General features: G+C 69.9%; 12 protein-coding genes. 8 read left to right on the forward strand and 4 right to left on the reverse strand.

All coding sequences use genetic code 11. The annotated features are described in order from the left end of the window. The first annotated feature begins 235 nt into the window (after positions 1–235). Positions 236–1,171, forward strand: coding sequence for an SGNH/GDSL hydrolase family protein (locus ACX9MN_RS10060; RefSeq protein ID WP_489724317.1), 936 nt, complete (start codon positions 236–238; stop codon positions 1,169–1,171). Between the two features lie 85 nt (positions 1,172–1,256). Beyond that, the gene (locus tag ACX9MN_RS10065; protein WP_042672101.1) at positions 1,257–1,529 is read left to right on the forward strand and encodes a hypothetical protein; all 273 of its coding nucleotides are present in this window, start codon (positions 1,257–1,259) and stop codon (positions 1,527–1,529) included. A gap of 96 nt (positions 1,530–1,625) precedes the next feature. Here the strand turns inward: ACX9MN_RS10065 and ACX9MN_RS10070 are convergent, their stop codons facing one another. Beyond that, complete coding sequence (locus ACX9MN_RS10070; RefSeq protein WP_132366516.1) at positions 1,626–3,245, reverse strand: methyl-accepting chemotaxis protein; 1,620 nt, start codon at positions 3,243–3,245, stop codon at positions 1,626–1,628. 247 nt (positions 3,246–3,492) lie between these two features. On the opposite strand from ACX9MN_RS10070, the gene ACX9MN_RS10075 reads away from it, so the two are divergent. After that, positions 3,493–5,826 (forward strand): putative bifunctional diguanylate cyclase/phosphodiesterase, encoded by a 2,334-nt coding sequence (locus ACX9MN_RS10075; protein WP_489724318.1) that lies wholly within the window; start codon positions 3,493–3,495, stop codon positions 5,824–5,826. Positions 5,827–5,833: 7 nt separating this feature from the next. Here the strand turns inward: ACX9MN_RS10075 and ACX9MN_RS10080 are convergent, their stop codons facing one another. Further along, entirely contained in the window at positions 5,834–7,648 is a 1,815-nt protein-coding gene (locus tag ACX9MN_RS10080) for an acyl-CoA thioesterase (RefSeq protein WP_489724319.1), read from the reverse strand. A 197-nt stretch (positions 7,649–7,845) separates the two neighbouring features. Then, positions 7,846–8,730: a LysR family transcriptional regulator gene (locus ACX9MN_RS10085; RefSeq protein ID WP_489724320.1), complete on the reverse strand. Its 885-nt coding sequence runs from the start codon at positions 8,728–8,730 to the stop codon at positions 7,846–7,848. A gap of 208 nt (positions 8,731–8,938) precedes the next feature. Between ACX9MN_RS10085 and ACX9MN_RS10090 the strand changes: the two genes are divergently transcribed. The 5 genes from ACX9MN_RS10090 (at position 8,939) to ACX9MN_RS10110 (ending at position 14,552) form a co-directional block, all read left to right on the forward strand. Beyond that, on the forward strand, positions 8,939–10,249 hold the full coding sequence (locus tag ACX9MN_RS10090; RefSeq protein WP_489724321.1) for a dicarboxylate/amino acid:cation symporter: 1,311 nt from the start codon (positions 8,939–8,941) through the stop codon (positions 10,247–10,249). Between the two features lie 52 nt (positions 10,250–10,301). After that, positions 10,302–11,141 carry a bifunctional allantoicase/(S)-ureidoglycine aminohydrolase gene (locus ACX9MN_RS10095; RefSeq protein ID WP_091927803.1) on the forward strand — a complete coding sequence of 280 codons (840 nt, stop codon included), beginning with the start codon at positions 10,302–10,304 and terminating at the stop codon, positions 11,139–11,141. Further along, positions 11,138–11,650, forward strand: a complete 513-nt coding sequence (locus ACX9MN_RS10100; RefSeq protein ID WP_489724322.1) for an ureidoglycolate lyase — start codon at positions 11,138–11,140, stop codon at positions 11,648–11,650. The genes ACX9MN_RS10095 and ACX9MN_RS10100 overlap by 4 nt, the downstream gene beginning before the upstream one ends. Before the next feature lie 230 nt (positions 11,651–11,880). After that, positions 11,881–12,915 (forward strand): TRAP transporter substrate-binding protein, encoded by a 1,035-nt coding sequence (locus ACX9MN_RS10105; protein WP_020093576.1) that lies wholly within the window; start codon positions 11,881–11,883, stop codon positions 12,913–12,915. Beyond that, on the forward strand, positions 12,915–14,552 hold the full coding sequence (locus ACX9MN_RS10110; protein WP_489724323.1) for an acyl-CoA synthetase: 1,638 nt from the start codon (positions 12,915–12,917) through the stop codon (positions 14,550–14,552). The genes ACX9MN_RS10105 and ACX9MN_RS10110 overlap by 1 nt, the downstream gene beginning before the upstream one ends. Positions 14,553–15,075: 523 nt before the next feature. On the opposite strand, the gene ACX9MN_RS10115 is transcribed toward ACX9MN_RS10110, so the two are convergent. Continuing rightward, a complete protein-coding gene (locus ACX9MN_RS10115) occupies positions 15,076–16,968 on the reverse strand; it encodes a TRAP transporter large permease (protein ID WP_489724324.1) in 1,893 nt (630 codons plus the stop codon). Between the last annotated feature and the right edge of the window lie 50 nt (positions 16,969–17,018).

A 17,018-nucleotide genomic window follows, 5' to 3' on the forward strand; every position in this document is an offset into this window, starting at 1 on the left:
GGTCGACGGCGCCCGCAGGGGCGGCTCCATTGCACCATCGCGGAGGGCTCCACAACAGCGCACCGGCGAATCTGGTTCCGCCACCGGCCAGCATTCATGACCCGGGCGGCATTCCCGGCACTGTCGCCCGGCAACACCGGCGGCGTTGAAAATCGGATTCGCGCTCGGGGGGACTGGACTTGGGAAAACTGAGCCTCCTAGGGTGCGGGACGCGGGGGCGGTGTTCAAGATTCGTATGGGTTTGTCAGAGGCCGTGAGGGCGCTCCGCAGCGGCGCCCTCCGCCGTCACAAGATCGGCCATATCCAGGCCGTCTTCGACGCTGCGCCGAGCGGCTGCGTCGTGCTCGCCGGCGACTCGCACGCGGCTCACATGCCGCGGCCGGTCGTTTCCCGTCCCGTGCTGAATGCCGGGCTCGCGGGCGCGACGGCCCGCTCCTACCGCCGGGCCCTCGACCTGCTGCGTGCGCCCCTGCCGGCCTTTCTGGCGGTCCTGTTCGTCGGGACCAACGACATCCGCTCGCCGTCGGCGCTCGGGCGATCGGCGACGGCCGATTTCTCCGACCACGCGGATCGCATCGTCGACCGCTTCCAGGCCTTCGCCCTCGACACGCTGGTCTCGGCGCTGCCGCCGACGCCGGCCTCGAGGGTTGCCGAGCGCGATCCCGCCGCGGTCGAGGTCTATTCCGATCTCCTCCGCGCCGTCTGCGCACGCCGGGGAGTCTCGTTCTTCGACCCGTTCGCGGCGCTGCGCGGAGCGCGCTTCGGTCTCGCCGAGGACGAGGCCTTCGTGGAAGGGACGCATCTGCGGGATTACGCGGCCGTCGCCGCGCGCGTCGCCGGCCTGATCCGTGACCGGTACGGTCTCGATCATTATCTGGAGAGCCCGCTCCCGGGCTTCGATGAGGCCTATTACAGGAGCTGGTACGCCGACACGTGCCAGTATCCCCACGGTCCGGCGCGACACTACCTCGATCTCGGCTGGCGCGAGGGCCGTGACCCGAGCGGGCATTTCAGCACCGACGGGTATCTCGACGCGAACCCGGATGTTCGCGTGGCCGGCGTCAACCCGCTCGTTCACTTCCTGGAGGTCGGCTTCGCGCAGGGGCGGACCGGCTGGCAGAAGGCGCGCACGCATCCGACGCGCTATCGCGGCGTCGACCCGGACACCTGAGGGCAGCGCCGCGGCCCGGCAGCGCGCACGCCATCGTGACCGCCGCCGCCGCGAAGCTGACGCAGGACGGTGTACGCATGTGATCATGCGCCTCCTCCTCGCCGTCCCACTCCTCGTCCTCATCGCCACCGGAGCGTCGGCCGGAGAGCCGCTCCTCGACGGACCCGTCGTCGCCGGCGGCTTCGGGATGGGCGGGTCGGACTATTACGGCGACGTTCACAGCCGCATGCCGTTCACCGGCGAGGCACCGCCGCGGCCGGTCGGGATGGCCGACATCGTGCGCGTCCGGGCAGCCCGCGCGCGCGCCGCGACCGCGTCCCGGCGACAGGCGCCGCACCGGCCGGCGCATCGCGGCTGAGTGTCTCCGGCCTCCGCCGATCCGGACCAGCCGGACAAGGAGAGTGCGGTCCGAACGATCGGGCCGTAGCCATAGGAGGACGGTCGGAGCGGCGGATCAGTGCCGGTATCGTTCGGCCAGGGCCATGAGGGCCTGGGCGAGCTCGGTGAGGTTGGCGGAGGCGGCCTCGACCTGCCGGGTGCCGGCCGCGGTCTGCTGGCTGGCCTGGCGGATGTTCTGCAGCGCCCCCATCACCTGCTCGATGCCCAGCTGCTGCTGGTTGGTCGAGGCCACAATCTGCTGGAACGTCTGCACGTTCTCCTCCACCCGCGCGGTGATCTCCTCGATCGTGCGCTGCGTCGTGTCCGAGCGCGTCTTGCCCGCCGCCGCGCGCTTGACCGCCTCCTCGGTCAGCATCACCGACGTGTTGATGCCCCGCTGGATCTCGCCCAGGATCCCCCGCACCTGCCCCGTGGCCGCCTTGGCTTGGTCGGCCAGGAGCTTCATCTCCGAGGCCACCACCGAGAAGCTGCGCCCGCTCTCGCCGGCCGCGGCCGCCTCGATGGCGGCGTTCAGCGCCAGCAGGTGCGTGCGCTCCGAGATGTCGTTGACCGTCTCGATGATGTCGCCGATCGTCTGGGTCTTCTCCGACAGGCTGACGATGTTGCCGGCCACCGCCTCCGCCTGCTCGCGGATCGCGTCCATGGCCTTGGCGGTGTCGGACACCGCGCGCAGGCCCTGGCGCGAGGTCTGGGCGGTGGCCTGGGCGGTGGCGATCACCTCGGTGGCGCGCTTGGAGATCTGCGCCCCCGAATGGGTGATCTCGTCCACCGTGGCGGCCGTCTCCTGCACGGCGGCGAACTGCTGCTCGACCGAGGCCGCCTGCTCCTGCGCCGAGGCGCGGATCTCGGCCGCGGCCGCGTTCAGGTCCGCCGTCGCCGCCCGGTTCGTCCGCGCCAAGTCCGACAGACCCGAGACCATCGTGTTCAGCGTCGTGCTCAGACGGCCCACTTCGCCGCCGGCGCGGACATCGAGCGTGCTCGACAGGTCGCCCTCGCCGACCCGTCCCACGAAGCCCATCACCGCCACGAGAGGCCTGACGACGAGGCGGTTGATGGCGACCCCGATGCCCAGGCAGATCAGCAGCGTGATCAGCGTTCCGCCCCAGAGGGCGAGGCCCTCGTTGCGCTCGCTCCGCGCGACGCGCTCGGCCAGCGCGGCCCGCACCGCTCCTTCGAGACCCTCGATGGCCGCGAGCTTCTCGCGGAAGGTGTCGAACAGCCGCTTGCCCTGACCGTCCGCCTCGATCTTGACCGCCTCGTCCCGCTTAGCCGGATCGGCCGCGATTCGCACGACGACCTCGCCGACCTCGGTCTGCCAGCTGCGGGCCGCGGCCACCGCGTCGGCCAAGAGGCGCGTCCGCTCGGGATCGTGGCCGATCAGGGTCCTGAGCCTGTCGATCGCCTCGTCCAGTGTCTGGCGCCCCGTGCGGTAGGGCTCCAGGCTGCCGTCGCGGCCCGTGATCAGGTAGCCGCGCAGTCCGGTCTCCTGATTGAGCATGGCCGCGCGGAAGCCGTCGAGGGCGCGGATCAGCTGGTTGGACCGGCTCCGGGCATCGGTCGCGTCCCGCAGCTGATCGGCCGTAATCAGGACCGCGCCGCTGGTCAGGACCGACACCAGGGCGATGACACCGATCGCACCGCCCAGGATGCGGTTGAGGCCCAGCGTTTGCGGCATCGTCTGCTTCATCCTACGCGGCCCGGCGGACGGCTCTGGCTGAGCCGCGACCGGGGCGCGCTCGCCTCTTAGCGCCGCCGCCCGGCGGATGCGAGCCGCAGCGCCGGGTGCCGGTGCGATATTTACGAGTTGTAAACCGACGAGCGACTTGTACTTGTGCAAGCGAGCGATTGTGCATGCATCTAAATAGCGAGACCCGCAGTTTTCGATCGTAAAGGTTTCTCAGAGGGCGTTTGCGTCGCGCGAGATGTTGATTTCTTTCCTGATCGATACCGATCGCAAAGCGGATCCACTCGACGCGAACCTTCGCGCGCGCGCCCGCGTCGAGCAGCTCGACGTCGCGCTCCGCCTGGTTCCCTTCACGATTCTTGTGAGCCTCAGCGTCGTACAGGTCATCGTCTACCTGTTCTGGCAACCGGGCAACCGGGTCTACCTCGCCGGGCTCGAGGCGCTCGTCCTGCCCCTGGCGGTGGTCTCGCTTCAGCAGTGCTGGCGCTGGCGCTCCCGTCCGAAACCGCTCGAAGTGCCGTCCTCGTTCGTCCAGGGCGTGGTGCTGGCCGCCCAGGCCTATGGCCTCCTGCTGGCCTCCATCCCGGTCATGCTCTTCGCCGGGGCCGACGCGCACGGGCGGCTCCTGATCGCCTCCAGCATCGCGGGCCTGATCGCGACCGGCATGAGCGCGGCGGTGCTGCCCCGCGTCGCCATCGGCTATTCCGGCCTGATCATCCTCGGCTCGTTCATCGCCCTCGCGACGACCGGGGAGCCCTTCTACATCTACGTCGCGGTTCTGCTGTTCTTCTACGCGATCTTCATCTGCTTCACGATCGTGCATCTCAGCCGGCTGTTGACGATGCGGGTCATCGCGCAGATCGAGCTGGAACGGCAGCAGGAATTCACCCACCTCCTGCTCAACGAGTTCGAGGAGAGCGCCAGCGACTGGCTCTGGGAGACGGATGCCGACCTGCGCCTCCAGCACGTCTCGCCGCGCCTGATCGAGGTCGCCGGCTCCTCCGAGCGCCAGCTGATGGGCCTGCCGCTGGAGCGGCTGCTGCTGCCGCCGGTGGCACCGCCCAGGAGCCACTCGAGCACCACCCTGTGGGGCTGCATCGCCGAGCGGCGTGCGTTCCGGAACCTGCACCTGCAGCTCGACATCGCCGGCGAGCGGCGGACATGGTGCCTCAGCGGCAAGCCGACCTTCAACCGGGCCGGCGCATTCTCGGGCTATCGCGGCGTCGGCTCCGACGTGACCGAGAAGCGGCGCTCCGAGGAGCGGCTGTCGTATCTCGCCCTGCACGATTCCCTGACCGATCTGCCCAACCGGGTCCTGTTCCATCAGCTCCAGGAAACGGCGCGGGAACGGCTCGCGCAGGGGGACCGGTTCGCCGTACTCGCCCTCGACCTCGACGAGTTCAAGAGCGTCAACGACACCTTCGGCCACGCGGCCGGCGACAGGCTCCTGAAATCGGTCGCCGAGCGGCTGCGGAGCTTCGAGGCGTCCGACGTCCAGCTCGCCCGTCTGGCGGGGGACGAGTTCGCGGTTCTCGCGACCGGACGGAGCGCCCGGGACCTGCACGGCATCGAGTCGCTCGCGAACGGCATCGTCGAGGCGCTCGCGTCGCCGTTCACCATCGACGGCATCCGGCTGACCGTCAGCGTCAGCATCGGGATCGCGATCGCCCCGCAGGACGGTTGCCAGGAGATCATGCGGCGGGCCGACCTCGCCCTCTACCGCATGAAGAGCGAGGGCCGGAACGGCTACCGCTTCTACGAAGCGGAGATGGACGAGCGGATCGAGGCGCGGCGCGCCCTGACGGCCGACCTGCGGGGCGCCCTCGATCGGGACGAGTTCGTCCTCTACTTCCAGCCGATCGTGGCGGCCAAGGAGTGCCGCGTGCGCGGCTTCGAGGCGCTGATCCGGTGGAAGCATCCGGTGCGCGGCTTCGTCTCGCCCGGGGATTTCATCCCGCTCGCCGAGGAGACCGGGGTGATCATACCGCTGGGCGAGTGGATCCTCCGGGAGGCCTGTCGGATCGCGGCGGGCTGGCCGGGAGATGTCCGCATCGCCGTCAACCTGTCCCCGCGGCAGTTCCGGCACTCGGACCTGACGCAACTTGTCCGCTCCGCGCTGCGCACGAGCGGGCTCGCCGCCCCGCGCCTGGAGCTGGAGGTGACCGAATCGGTGTTCCTGGAGGCCACGCCGGCGATCAACGCCACGCTCGCCAAGCTCCGCGAGATGGGCGTGCGGCTGTCCCTCGACGATTTCGGAACCGGCTACTCGAGCTTGAGCTACCTGCGCCGGATCGCCTTCGACAAGATCAAGATCGACCAGAGCTTCGTCCGCGACCTGCCTCAGGAGCGGAGCGCTGCGGCGATCGTGAACGCGATCATCGACATGGCGACGAGCCTCGACATGACGATCACCGCGGAGGGCGTCGAGACGGACGCCCAGCGCGCCTGCCTGCTGGAGCAGGGGTGCCACGAGTTCCAGGGCTACCTGTTCAGCAAGCCGCTGCCGGCCGAGCAGGCCGCCGCGCTGGCGCGCAGCCGTCAACTCCTCCCGGCGGCGGTTCAGGCGGCGTGAGGCGCGGTCAGACGCCGAGCGGCGCGACGCCGGTCGTGCCGCTTGCGCCCGCGACGGCGTGCGGGGACGTCTTCGGCCAGTAGGGCAGGAAGCCCTCGATGATCGCCCGCGGAATATCGAGCGGGCGATAGTGGACGGTGTCCACGAACATCAGCGACTGCTCGCCCCGGCCGAGGAGGCCGTTGACCTCGCTGTGGATCTCGTGCGCCAGGGTCACGAACTTCCTGTTGTGGCTCGCGATCGAGATGCGGACGGTGACCGGCTCGAACTCCATCGCCTCCCGGCGGAAGTCGTGCTGGAAGGACTTCGTCAGGATGTAGAAGTCCGTCGATTTCAGGTCGAAATCCGGCATGCAGATGTTGAAGAAAAGCTCGCGGGCCTTGCCCACCCAGCGCACGTAATTGGCGAAGTAGACGTTCCCGACCGAGTTGGTGTCATCGTAGGTCGGGATGAGGCGCAGGACGAACCAGTGCCCGTCGAACCCGTGCGATGCGACGGCGTCGGTCTGGTCCACCGCCACGGGCACCGCCGCCGCCCGCGGCGCCCGCTCCGCCGCCGGGATCAGCTCCGCGACCGGCGGCGGCGCGCGCCAGCCGAGGACCTCGGCGATCATCGGGAGTGCGCCGATCAGGCCGATCAGCGGCGCGATGGCCAGCAGCGCCCAGCTCGGGGCCAGATAGCCTGTCACGAAGATCAGGCACGCCGTCGCCCCGATCATGGAGGTGAGAACCGGGTCGTAGCGGCGGGTCGCGCCGAGCGTCTCGCACACGAGACACGCCGCCGCCCCGACGAGGAGCGTGGCGAATGGCATCATCAGGTAGAGGAGCGAGAGGTTCGCCCAGATCGCCGCCGCCGCTGTGGCGAGCGCGGCACCGAGGATCCAGACCGGCGACGCCACGAGGCCGGCCGGCACGAAGGCGAGGAGCGGGGAATTGCTGCGGGCCGTGACCGAGATTCCGAGCCAGCGCGTGGCGCTGTAGAAGCTGTCGATCGTGGTCGCGGCGGCGATCGCCGTCCAGATCACGAAGGCCACCGCGACGCCGGTCGCGGGTTCGCGCCCGATCGCCTGCGCCACGGCCGCGTAGGCTCCCGACAGGCCGTCGGACGAGACGACCGGCATGCCGAGACCCGCCCGCGCGGCCATGAGTGCGTTGATCGTCAGGAGACCGAGGAAGAGGAGCGCGCCGGTCACGTAGGCCGCGCGCACCGACCCGCCCGAGCGCCGGATCTCGACCGCCCGCTGCCACTGCTGGATGTCCATCCAGGGGCCGAGCAGGAAGCCGACCAGCGAGGGGACGACGAGCCCGTAGAAGCGCTCGTCGAAGGCCTGCAGCGGGACATCCCAGCCGTCCCGGTGCGCGGACAGACCGCCGAGCAGGATCACGCTCGCGGCGAGCCCGACCGCCAGCGCTCCGCAATGGACGATGCGGATCCCGCGCAGCGGGACGGCGTGGCCGAGCGAGCAGGCGACGAGGACCAATGCGATCACGCCCACGGCGGCGTCGTGGCCGAACAGGGGAAGCCACGCGTAGGCCGCGAAGCCGAAGATCGTGATCGCGACGGCGAAGAACTGGGCTCCCATGAACAGGAGCGCGTAGGGGCCCTGCACGGCGGCCACGATCGCGTCGAGATTCCGACGGGGCGCGCCGAGCATCCAGCCGAACAGGCCGAGACCGGTCGCGTTCGGCAAGGCGAAGGCAAGGAACCCGAGCCAGCCGTATGTCAGCGTGACATGGATCGCGTAGAAAAACCCGAGCCCCCAGAACCACGACAAAGCAATCGTGGGTGCCCAGGCCGCGGAGCGGATGAACTGGGAAGGCATTGTGGCTTCAAGCGCTCCGGACCTTAAGCTGCAATAGCGTATCAGATTCGTTTCGGGAATATGGCGAACCCAAAAGAAGGCGGATACAAGAAATTCAGTGAGGGAAAAGCATCGGGCTGCTCCGCCACGGCCGGCGATCCGAGGGGCGCGCGTGTCCTACAGGCACCCGCCATGGCGCCGAGGCCCGGGTGATCCGCCTAGTCGGCGAGCGTCTTCCGACCGTCGCGGACCAGATCGACGAAGTTGCAGACCAGGGCGGCTTTCGCGGGCGACCACAGCGCGAAGACGTCGGCGCGGATGCGGGGTCCCTCGAGCGGCCTGTAGACCACGTCGGCATGCGCCAGCCGGGCGACGTATTCCGGGATGATGGCGATGCCCAGGCCGGATGCGACGAGGCTCGTCAATGAGGCCGCCTCGACGGCCTGATGGGTGATGGTGGGGACGAACCCGGCCTCGACGCAGCAATCCCAGAGATACTTGGCGAACAGCGAATCGGACATCCGGAGGAACACGAACCGCTCGTCGCGCAGGTCGGCGAGCCGGAGCCTGCCCCGCGCGAGACGGTGCCCCCTCGGAAGGACGACCTGCACGGTCTCGCTCCACGCGCGGACCCGGACCAGATCGGCATCCTGCGGCGGGGCTCGCAGGAAGCTGACGTCGGTCTGCCCCGCCTTCAGCATCGCGATCTGGCGATCCGGCGACATCTCGTGGATCCGGAGATCCACCGCGGGATAGACCTGCGCGAAATCCCGGATCGCGTGCCCGAGCGGCCCGGCGAGCATCGAGCCCGTCAGGCCGACATTGATGATGCCGGCGGTGCCCGCGCCGATCGCCCGGGCGCGCTCGACGGCCTCGGCGGCCCGCTCCAGGAGCCCGATCGCCTGAATGTGAAAGTCGTGACCGGCCCGCGTCAGCGCCACGCGCCGGGTCGTCCGCTCGAAGAGAGCCGTCCCGATCTCCGCCTCCAGATCGCGGATCTGCTGGCTGAGCGGCGGCTGCGCGACACCGAGGCTCTCCGCGGCGGCGGTGAAGCTCAGGTGCTTCGCCACAGCGACGAAGTAGCGGAGATGGCGTAGTTCCATGGGCGGATTAAAACTCTGAGCATTTCAAACTAAATGAAATAGATATTTGACGTCTAGATCGTTCGGCACGATTTTGCCGCCGGGAAGGCCGAGCAGGCATCGCTTTGCACAATGCCGCCGCGCCGCGCGGTCGGGCTCGACCGGACCCGCCCATGAGAGGCGGGACGATCGCGGTCGGGTCGGGGCGAGCCTTCCGAGGGAGATCGCGATGAAGCGCTTGTACGGGTCGCTGTTCGGGCAGGTTGTGGCCGCCCTGATGATCGGCATCCTCGTCGGCCGGCTCTGGCCCGACTTCGCCGTCACCCTCAAGCCGCTGGGCGACGTCTTCATCAAGCTCATCAAGATGGTGGTCGCGCCGCTGGTCTTCGGCGTCGTCGTGCACGGCATCGTCGGCGCGGGCGACCTCCGGAAGGTCGGTCGCGTCGGGCTCAAGTCCCTGATCTACTTCGAGGTGGTGACGACAATCGCGCTCGCGCTGGGGCTCGTCCTCGCCTACGTCTTCGCGCCCGGTCACGGCATGAACGTCGATCTGGCGACCCTCGATGCCAAGTCGCTCACCAGCTACACCGACCGGGTCGGGCAGGTGACGGGCACCGTCGACTTCCTGATGAAGATCGTGCCGACGACCTTCATCGACGCCTTCGCCAAGGGCGACATCCTCCAGGTCCTGCTCCTCGCGATCCTGTTCGGCGCCGGGCTCTCGCTCCTCGGCGAGCGCGGCAAGCCGCTGGCCGACAGCCTGGAGCGCATCACCGAGGTCCTGTTCCGGATCATCGGCTTCATCGTGCGGCTGGCGCCGCTCGGCGTGCTGGGCGCGGTCGCCTTCACGGTCGGGAAGTACGGCGTCGGGTCCCTGAAGCAGCTCAGCATGCTGGTGATGCTCTTCTACGCCGGCGTCGCGCTCTTCGTGGTCGTGGTGCTCGGCAGCATCATGCGGCTCGCGGGATTCAGCCTCTTCAAGCTGCTCGCCTACCTGCGCGAGGAGTTGACCGTCGTCGCCGGCACCGCCTCGTCGGACTGCGTGCTGCCGCAGGTCATGCGCAAGCTGGAGCGGCTCGGCATCAAGGAATCCACCGTCGGCCTCGTGATCCCGACCGGCTACTCCTTCAACCTCGACGCCTTCTCGCTCTACCTAACCCTCGCCACCGTGTTCATCGCCCAGGCGACCAACACGGACCTGTCCTTCGGCCACCTGATGCTGATCCTCGGCATCGCGCTCCTGACCTCCAAGGGCGCCCACGGCGTGCCGGGCTCGGCGATCGTCGTCCTCGCCGCCACGCTGTCGGCGGTGCCGGAGATCCCGGTGATCGGGCTGGTCCTCGTCCTGTCGGTCGACTGGTTCGTCGGCATCGCCCGCGCCCTCGGGAACCTGATCGGCAACTGTGTCGCGACCGTCGTCATCGCCGCCTGGGAGGGCGACATCGACCGAGTGCGGGCCAACCGCGTCCTGAACGGCGAGGACACGACCGACACGGCGGAGATCCTCGAGGCACCCGTCGCCGAGCCGCGTACCGCGTGACCAGCTCCCCGACAGACGTTTACAGCTTGAAGTCGAATTCTGGAGACCGACCATGAGCGCTGGAGCCTACAACCCCCCGTGCGGTGGCCTACCCGGCCAGACGCGGCTGATGACCGGCCGCGCGGTGTTCACCGAGGCCTACGCGGTGATCCCCCACGGCGTCATGAGCGACATCGTCACCAGCCTCCTGCCGGGCTGGGACAGGACCCAGGCCTGGATCGTGGCCCGGCCGCTCTCGGGCTTCGCCGAGACCTTCGCCCAGTACCTCATGGAGGTCGCCCCCGGCGGCGGCAGCCAGGCCCCCGAGCCGGAGCCGCAGGCCCAGGGCGTCCTGTTCGTGGTCGCCGGCACGGCCAGCCTCACCCTGGAGGGCGCGCGCCACGCCCTGCGGCCGGGCAGCTACGCCTACCTCGCCCCCGGGGCGGCCTGGGCCCTGCGCAACGACGGCGACGCGCCCGTGCGGTTCCACTGGATCCGCAAGGCCTACCAGCCCGCCGCCGGCCTCGACGCGCCGACGTCCTTCGTCACCCACGAATCGGCGGTCGAGCCGGCCGGCATGGTCGGCACCGACGGCGCCTGGGCGACGACCCGCTTCGTCGCCTCCGACGACCTGCGCCACGACATGCACGTCAACATCGTCAGCATGCGCCCGGGCGCCTCGATCCCATTCGAGGAGACCCACGTCATGGAGCACGGACTGTTCGTGCTGGAGGGCAAGGCGGTCTACCGGCTCAACCGCGACTGGGTCGAGGTCGAGGCGGGCGACTTCATGTGGCTGCGCGCCTTCTGCCCCCAGGCCTGCTACGCGGGCGGGCCGGGCCCGTTCCGGTACCTGCTGTACAAGGACGTCAACCGCCACCCGGCGCTGGCGCCGCGCGGGCTCGGCCGGTGAGCGCGGGCGCCCGCACGGTCGTCGCCCGGCCGCTGACGGCCGAGGCGTTCGCGCCGTTCGGCACGGTAATCGACGCCGCCGCGGTGGCGCCGCGGCCGATGAACGGCGGGATGGCGCGGCGCTTCCACGATCTGGCGGCGGTCGAGGTCGTGGGCGAGGGGTCGCGGGTGGTGATCGGGCTGGTCGAGGCGCAGCCCTACCCGGTGCCGCTGCGGCTCGGCCTGGTCGAGCGGCACCCGCTGGGCGCGCAAGCGTTCCTGCCGCTGAGCGCGGCGCCGTTCCTGGTGGTGGTCTGCCCGGACGCGGAGGGCCGTCCCGGCCCGCCCCAGGCCTTCGTGACGGCGCCGGGGCAGGGGGTCTGCTACGCGCGCAACACGTGGCACGGGGTGCTGACGCCCTACGGCCAGCCGCAGGACTTCGTCGTGGTCGACCGCGGCGGCCCGGGCGTGAACCTCGAGGAACACACCTTCGAGCAACCCTGGACAGTGCATCTGCCCGGCCGGGACTGAGGCCGAGCGCGCCATCCGCGCCATCGTCCCGTCGCCACGGTCTCGCGCGGCCGGGGCCGCCTCCGGTCGCCCCGTATCAGCGGCGGCCGGATGCAATCATTCCCGGGGACGCGGCCGCGAAAGTCCGTTGACTGGCACCGGTCAGCGGCTATCGAGGCCGCAATCAGGAGTCCGCACCAACGCGGACCCGAGGAAACGCCGGGCCCCGCGCCCGCACCGGAAAGGCCGCCATGTCCCCGTACCGCACGCCCCTGTCCCGCCGCCGATTCCTGGCGACCGGCTCGACGGCCCTCATCGCCGGTACCGTGGCGGCACCGCACGTGGCGCGGGCGCAGAAGGCAGAATTCACGTACAAGTACGCTAACAACCTGCCCGACACGCATCCGATGAACATCCGCGCCCGCGAGATGGCGGAGGCGCTGCGTACGGAGACCGGCGGCCGGTTCGACCTCAAGATCTTCCCGACGAGCCAGCTCGGCTCCGACACCGACACGCTCAGCCAGCTGCGCTCGGGCAGCGTCGAGTTCTTCACGATGTCGCCGCTGATCCTCTCGACGCTGGTGCCGAACGCGTCGATCAACGGTATCGGCTACGCCTTCCCGAGCTACGACGCCGTCTGGCCGGCCATGGACGGCGAGCTCGGCGCCTGGGTCCGCCAGCAGATCGCCAAGGCCGGCCTCGTCGCCATGGAGAAGATCTGGGACAACGGCTACCGCCAGACCACCTCGTCGACCAAGCCGATCGCCACGCCCGACGACTTCAAGGGCTTCCGGATCCGCGTCCCGGTCTCGCCGCTCTGGACCTCGATGTTCAAGGCCTTCGACGCGGCTCCCGCGTCGATCAACCTGAACGAGACCTACTCGGCCCTGCAGACCAAGATCGTCGAGGGCCAGGAGAACCCGCTGGCGGTGATCTCCACGACGAAGTTCTACGAGGTGCAGAAGTACTGCTCGCTCACCAACCACATGTGGGACGGGTACTGGTTCCTGGCGAACCGCCGCGCCTGGGAGCGACTGCCGGCGGACCTGCGCGAGACGGTGGCCCGCCACATCAACGCCGCCGGGATGAAGGAGCGGGCCGACGTCGCTCAGCTCAACGCCAACCTGCAGGCGGACCTGTCGAAGAACGGGATGGTCTTCAACAAGCCCGACCCGGAGCCCTTCCGCGACAAGCTGCGCAAGGCCGGCTTCTACGCCGAGTGGAAGGGCCGGTACGGCGACGAGGGCTGGTCGCTGCTCGAGAAGGCCTGCGGGAAGCTCACCTGATGGGCGCCGCGGGGGCGCCGCGCGGCGGGGTCGCGCCGTGCTCCCGGCGGGTGATGAATCTCGCCCATTTCCTGCGCCGCGCCGCGCGCCGGTTTCCGGACGCGGTGGGGCTCGCCTGGGGCGAGCGGCGCTGGACCTGGGCCGAGCTCGACGCCCGGGTCGACGCGATGGCGGCAGCGCTCGCCGCCCGTGGCGTGACCAAGGGTGATCGCGTCCTGGTCCAGGCGCGCAACAGCAACCAGCTGTTCGAGTCGATGTTCGTCTGCTTCCGGCTCGGGGCCGTCTGGGTGCCGGCCAATTTCCGGCAGACGCCCGCGGAGATCGCCTATCTCGCCCGTGCCAGCGGCGCCTCGACGCTGATCTGCGGCGCGGGTTTCCCGGAGCACGCCGCCGCGGTGCGCGAGGCCTGCCCGGATCTGGACCGCGTCGTGGCGATCGGCGACGCGGCCTTCGGGGCCGGCTACGACGCCCTCGTCGCGGACCATCTCGGCGCGGCCGCGCCCGTTGCCGATGTCGAGCACGACGATCCGTGCTGGTTCTTCTTCACCTCCGGCACGACGGGCCGCCCCAAGGCGGCGGTCCTGACCCACGGCCAGATGGCCTTCGTCATCACCAATCACCTCTGCGACCTGATGCCGGGCACGACGGAGGCCGACGCGTCCCTGGTCGTGGCGCCGCTCTCGCACGGCGCCGGCATCCACCAGCTCGCGCAGGTCGCGGCCGGCACCAAGACGGTGCTGACCGCCGGCGAGCGGCTCGATCCCGAGGAGGTCTGGGCTCTCATCGAGGCGTGGCGCGTCACGAACCTCTTCACCGTGCCGACCATCGTCAAGCTGCTGACCGAGCACCCCGCGGTGTCGACGCACGACCATTCCAGCCTGCGCCACGTCATCTACGCGGGCGCGCCGATGTACCGGGCGGACCAGCAGCACGCGCTGCGGGTGCTCGGGCCGGTGCTGGTGCAATACTTCGGCCTCGGCGAGGTGACGGGCAACATCACCGTGCTGCCGCCCCGCCTGCACGCGGCCGAGGACGGGCCGGACGTCAAGGTCGGCACCTGCGGATTCGAGCGCACCGGCATGCAGGTCCAGATCCAGGACACGGAGGGCCGCGAGTGCCCGCCGGGCGTCACCGGCGAGATCTGCGTCTGCGGCCCGGCCGTGTTCGCGGGCTACTACGACAATCCGGAGGCCAACGCGGCGGCGTTCCGCGACGGCTGGTTCCGGACCGGCGATCTCGGCCATCTCGATTCCGAGGGCTTCCTGTTCATCACCGGCCGCGCCTCGGACATGTACATCTCCGGCGGCTCCAACGTGTATCCGCGCGAGATCGAGGAGAAGCTCCTCACGCATCCGGCGATCACCGAGGCCGCGATTCTCGGCGTCCCGGATCCCGGCTGGGGCGAGGTCGGCGTCGCGGTCTGCGTCGCCCGTCCCGGGGCCGCGGTGCAGGAGGGAGAGCTGATCGCGTGGCTGTCCGCGACTGTCGCTCGTTACAAGCTGCCTCGGCGCGTGTTCTTCTGGGAGGCCCTGCCGAAATCCGGCTACGGCAAGGTGACGAAGCGCGCGATCCGCGAGGGACTTGAGGCGCGGGGCGACCTGCCCTTCGACGGGCAGGCGAGGCCGCAGGCCCGATAGGGCTGTCGCGATCCCATCCGGTTGATGCGGCGCCCCGTCTTTGCGAGCGGAGCGAAGCAATCCAGTCAGCGCCACGATCTCAGTGGACGCGCCGCCCTGGATCGCTTCTCTCCGCTCTCGAGGACGGCAGCGGCGGAATCGGCCTCCATATGCGGGACGCAGATTCAGGGAGCCGCGTCGATCTCGGGGCACGCGACCGGTAGCCGACATTCCGAGCGGAAAGTCGGGCCGGTCCACATCCCTCCGCGCACATTATGATCTCGCTGCATGGTAGCTCCGAGATGCAGACCCTGACATGTCCCCGGAGCTGCGCGCATATTGCAGTGCAGCACGCCGGGCCCCCGCCCGGCCACGACCGGGATCTCGGCACAATGACAACCCTCGCGAATCTCGTCAGCCGGCTCGAGGGTGCAGTGCGGCGCGCCGCGGCCGAACGCTACGCCGAGCAGCGCGAGCGGATCGCGCGGACCGGCAGCGCCGGCATGATCTGATCGCGCGCGGCGCGTCCCCGCGGTGGAGATCGTCAGAGGAAGCCGATCGAGAACCAGGGGACGAGGATGATGGCGAGCAGCCCGACCAGCAGGGCCACGATGTAGCCGACGATCGGGCGCATCCCGGCATCGGGATGGATCCGGCTGATGGCGCAGGCCGCGTAGTAGCCGACGCCGAAGGGCGGGGCGAACAGGCCGATGCCCATCGCGAGGATGACCACCATGGCGTAGTGGACCTCGTGGACCCCGACTGCCCGCGCGATCGGGAACAGCAGCGGCCCGAACAGCACGATCGCCGGTATGCCCTCCAGCACCGAGCCCAGGATGATGAAGGCGAAGGCCGAGACGAACAGGAACCCGAGCGCGCCGCCCGGGAGGCTCTTCATCACCTCGGCGAGCGTCTGCGAGAAGCCCGACTGGGTGAGCGCCCAGGCCATCCCGGTGGCCGCGCCGATGATCAGCAGGATCGCCCCCGACAGGGTCGCGGTGGTCACCAGCATCGGGTAGAGCCGCCGCCACTCGAACTGGCGGTAGATCAGCAGGCCGGCCAGCGCCGCGTAGACGATGCCGATGGTCGAGACCTCGGTGGCGGTGGCGATGCCCTCGACCACGGCGAAGCGGATCACGAACGGCAGCGCCAGCGCCGGGATCGCCACCAGGAAGGCGCGACCGATGACCCGGCCGGACGGCCGGGCGACGTGGCTCAGGTCCTCGCGGCGGTAGCGCCACCAGACCAGCGCGCACAGCGTCGCGGCGAGGACGAGGCCCGGCATCAGGCCGCCGGTGAACAGGGCGGTGATCGACACGCCGGTGACCGAGCCGATGGTGATCAGCACGATCGAGGGCGGGATCGTCTCGGTCTGCGCGCCCGTGGTGGCGAGCAGGGCGACCAGATCGCCCTCCTTGGCGCCGCGGGCCTTCATCTCGGGGAACAGCACGGGCGCCACGGCAGCCATGTCGGCGGCCTTGGAGCCGGAGATGCCCGAGACGAGGTACATGGCGCCGACCAGCACGTAGTGCAGGCCGCCGCGGACGTGTCCCAGCAGCGAGGCCAGGAAGCCGACCATGGCTTTCGCCATGCCGGTCATCTCGATCAGCAGGCCGAGGAACACGAACAGCGGCACGGCGAGCAGGATGAGGTGGCTCATGCCCTCGTCCATGCGGCCGACCACCACCATGGAGGGCGCGTCGGTGGTCAGCGTGATGTAGGCGAAGGTGGACAGGCCGAACGCGAAGGCGATCGGCACGCCGGAGAAGACCAGCGCTCCGACGCCGACGACGAAGAACAGCAGCAGGTTGAGGTTCCCGAGGTTGGCGAGCCACGGCTGCAGCGCCAGGAGCGCGGCGGCAACACCGCCTCCCAGGATCAGCGCCCCCACGGTCAGTTTCCAGTCGGCGGTCTCCAGGAGTCGGATCAGCGCCACGATCAGCATGAGGCCGAGACCGATCGGCAGGGCGGCGGCGCGCCACGCGTTGTTCAGCTCCAGCGCCGGCGTCTGCACAAAGGTCTCCTCGCTGGCGAACTCGAAGGCCGGCTCGAGCAGCAGGGCGACGAAGATCAGACCGGCGACCAGGGCGACCGTCTCCAGGAAGGCGCGCAGGCGCGGGCCGCTCATGGCCACGAAAGCGGTCATGCGCATGTGCTCGGCGCGCCGGAAGGCGACCACGGCGCCGAGCATGGCGAGCCACAGGAACAGGATCGAGGCGAGCTCGTCCGACCAGATGATGGGATCGCGGAACACGTAGCGGCTGACGACACCGGCGAGCAGCACCGCGATCTCGGCTAGGACGAGCAGTGCCGCCGGGATCTCCACGAGGTGGCCGAGCCCGGCATCCACCCGGCGCAGCCAGCCGCGGGCGCGCAGCGGCGGTCCCGAAAATTTAATCCCCGCCGTCGACTCGACGGCCGCAACATCGATCTGCATGGCGCCCCTCCGTCGGGGCCGCTCCCGATGCCGCTGGCGGCGGGATCGAC

Source organism: Methylobacterium sp. 1A (assembly GCF_058072805.1).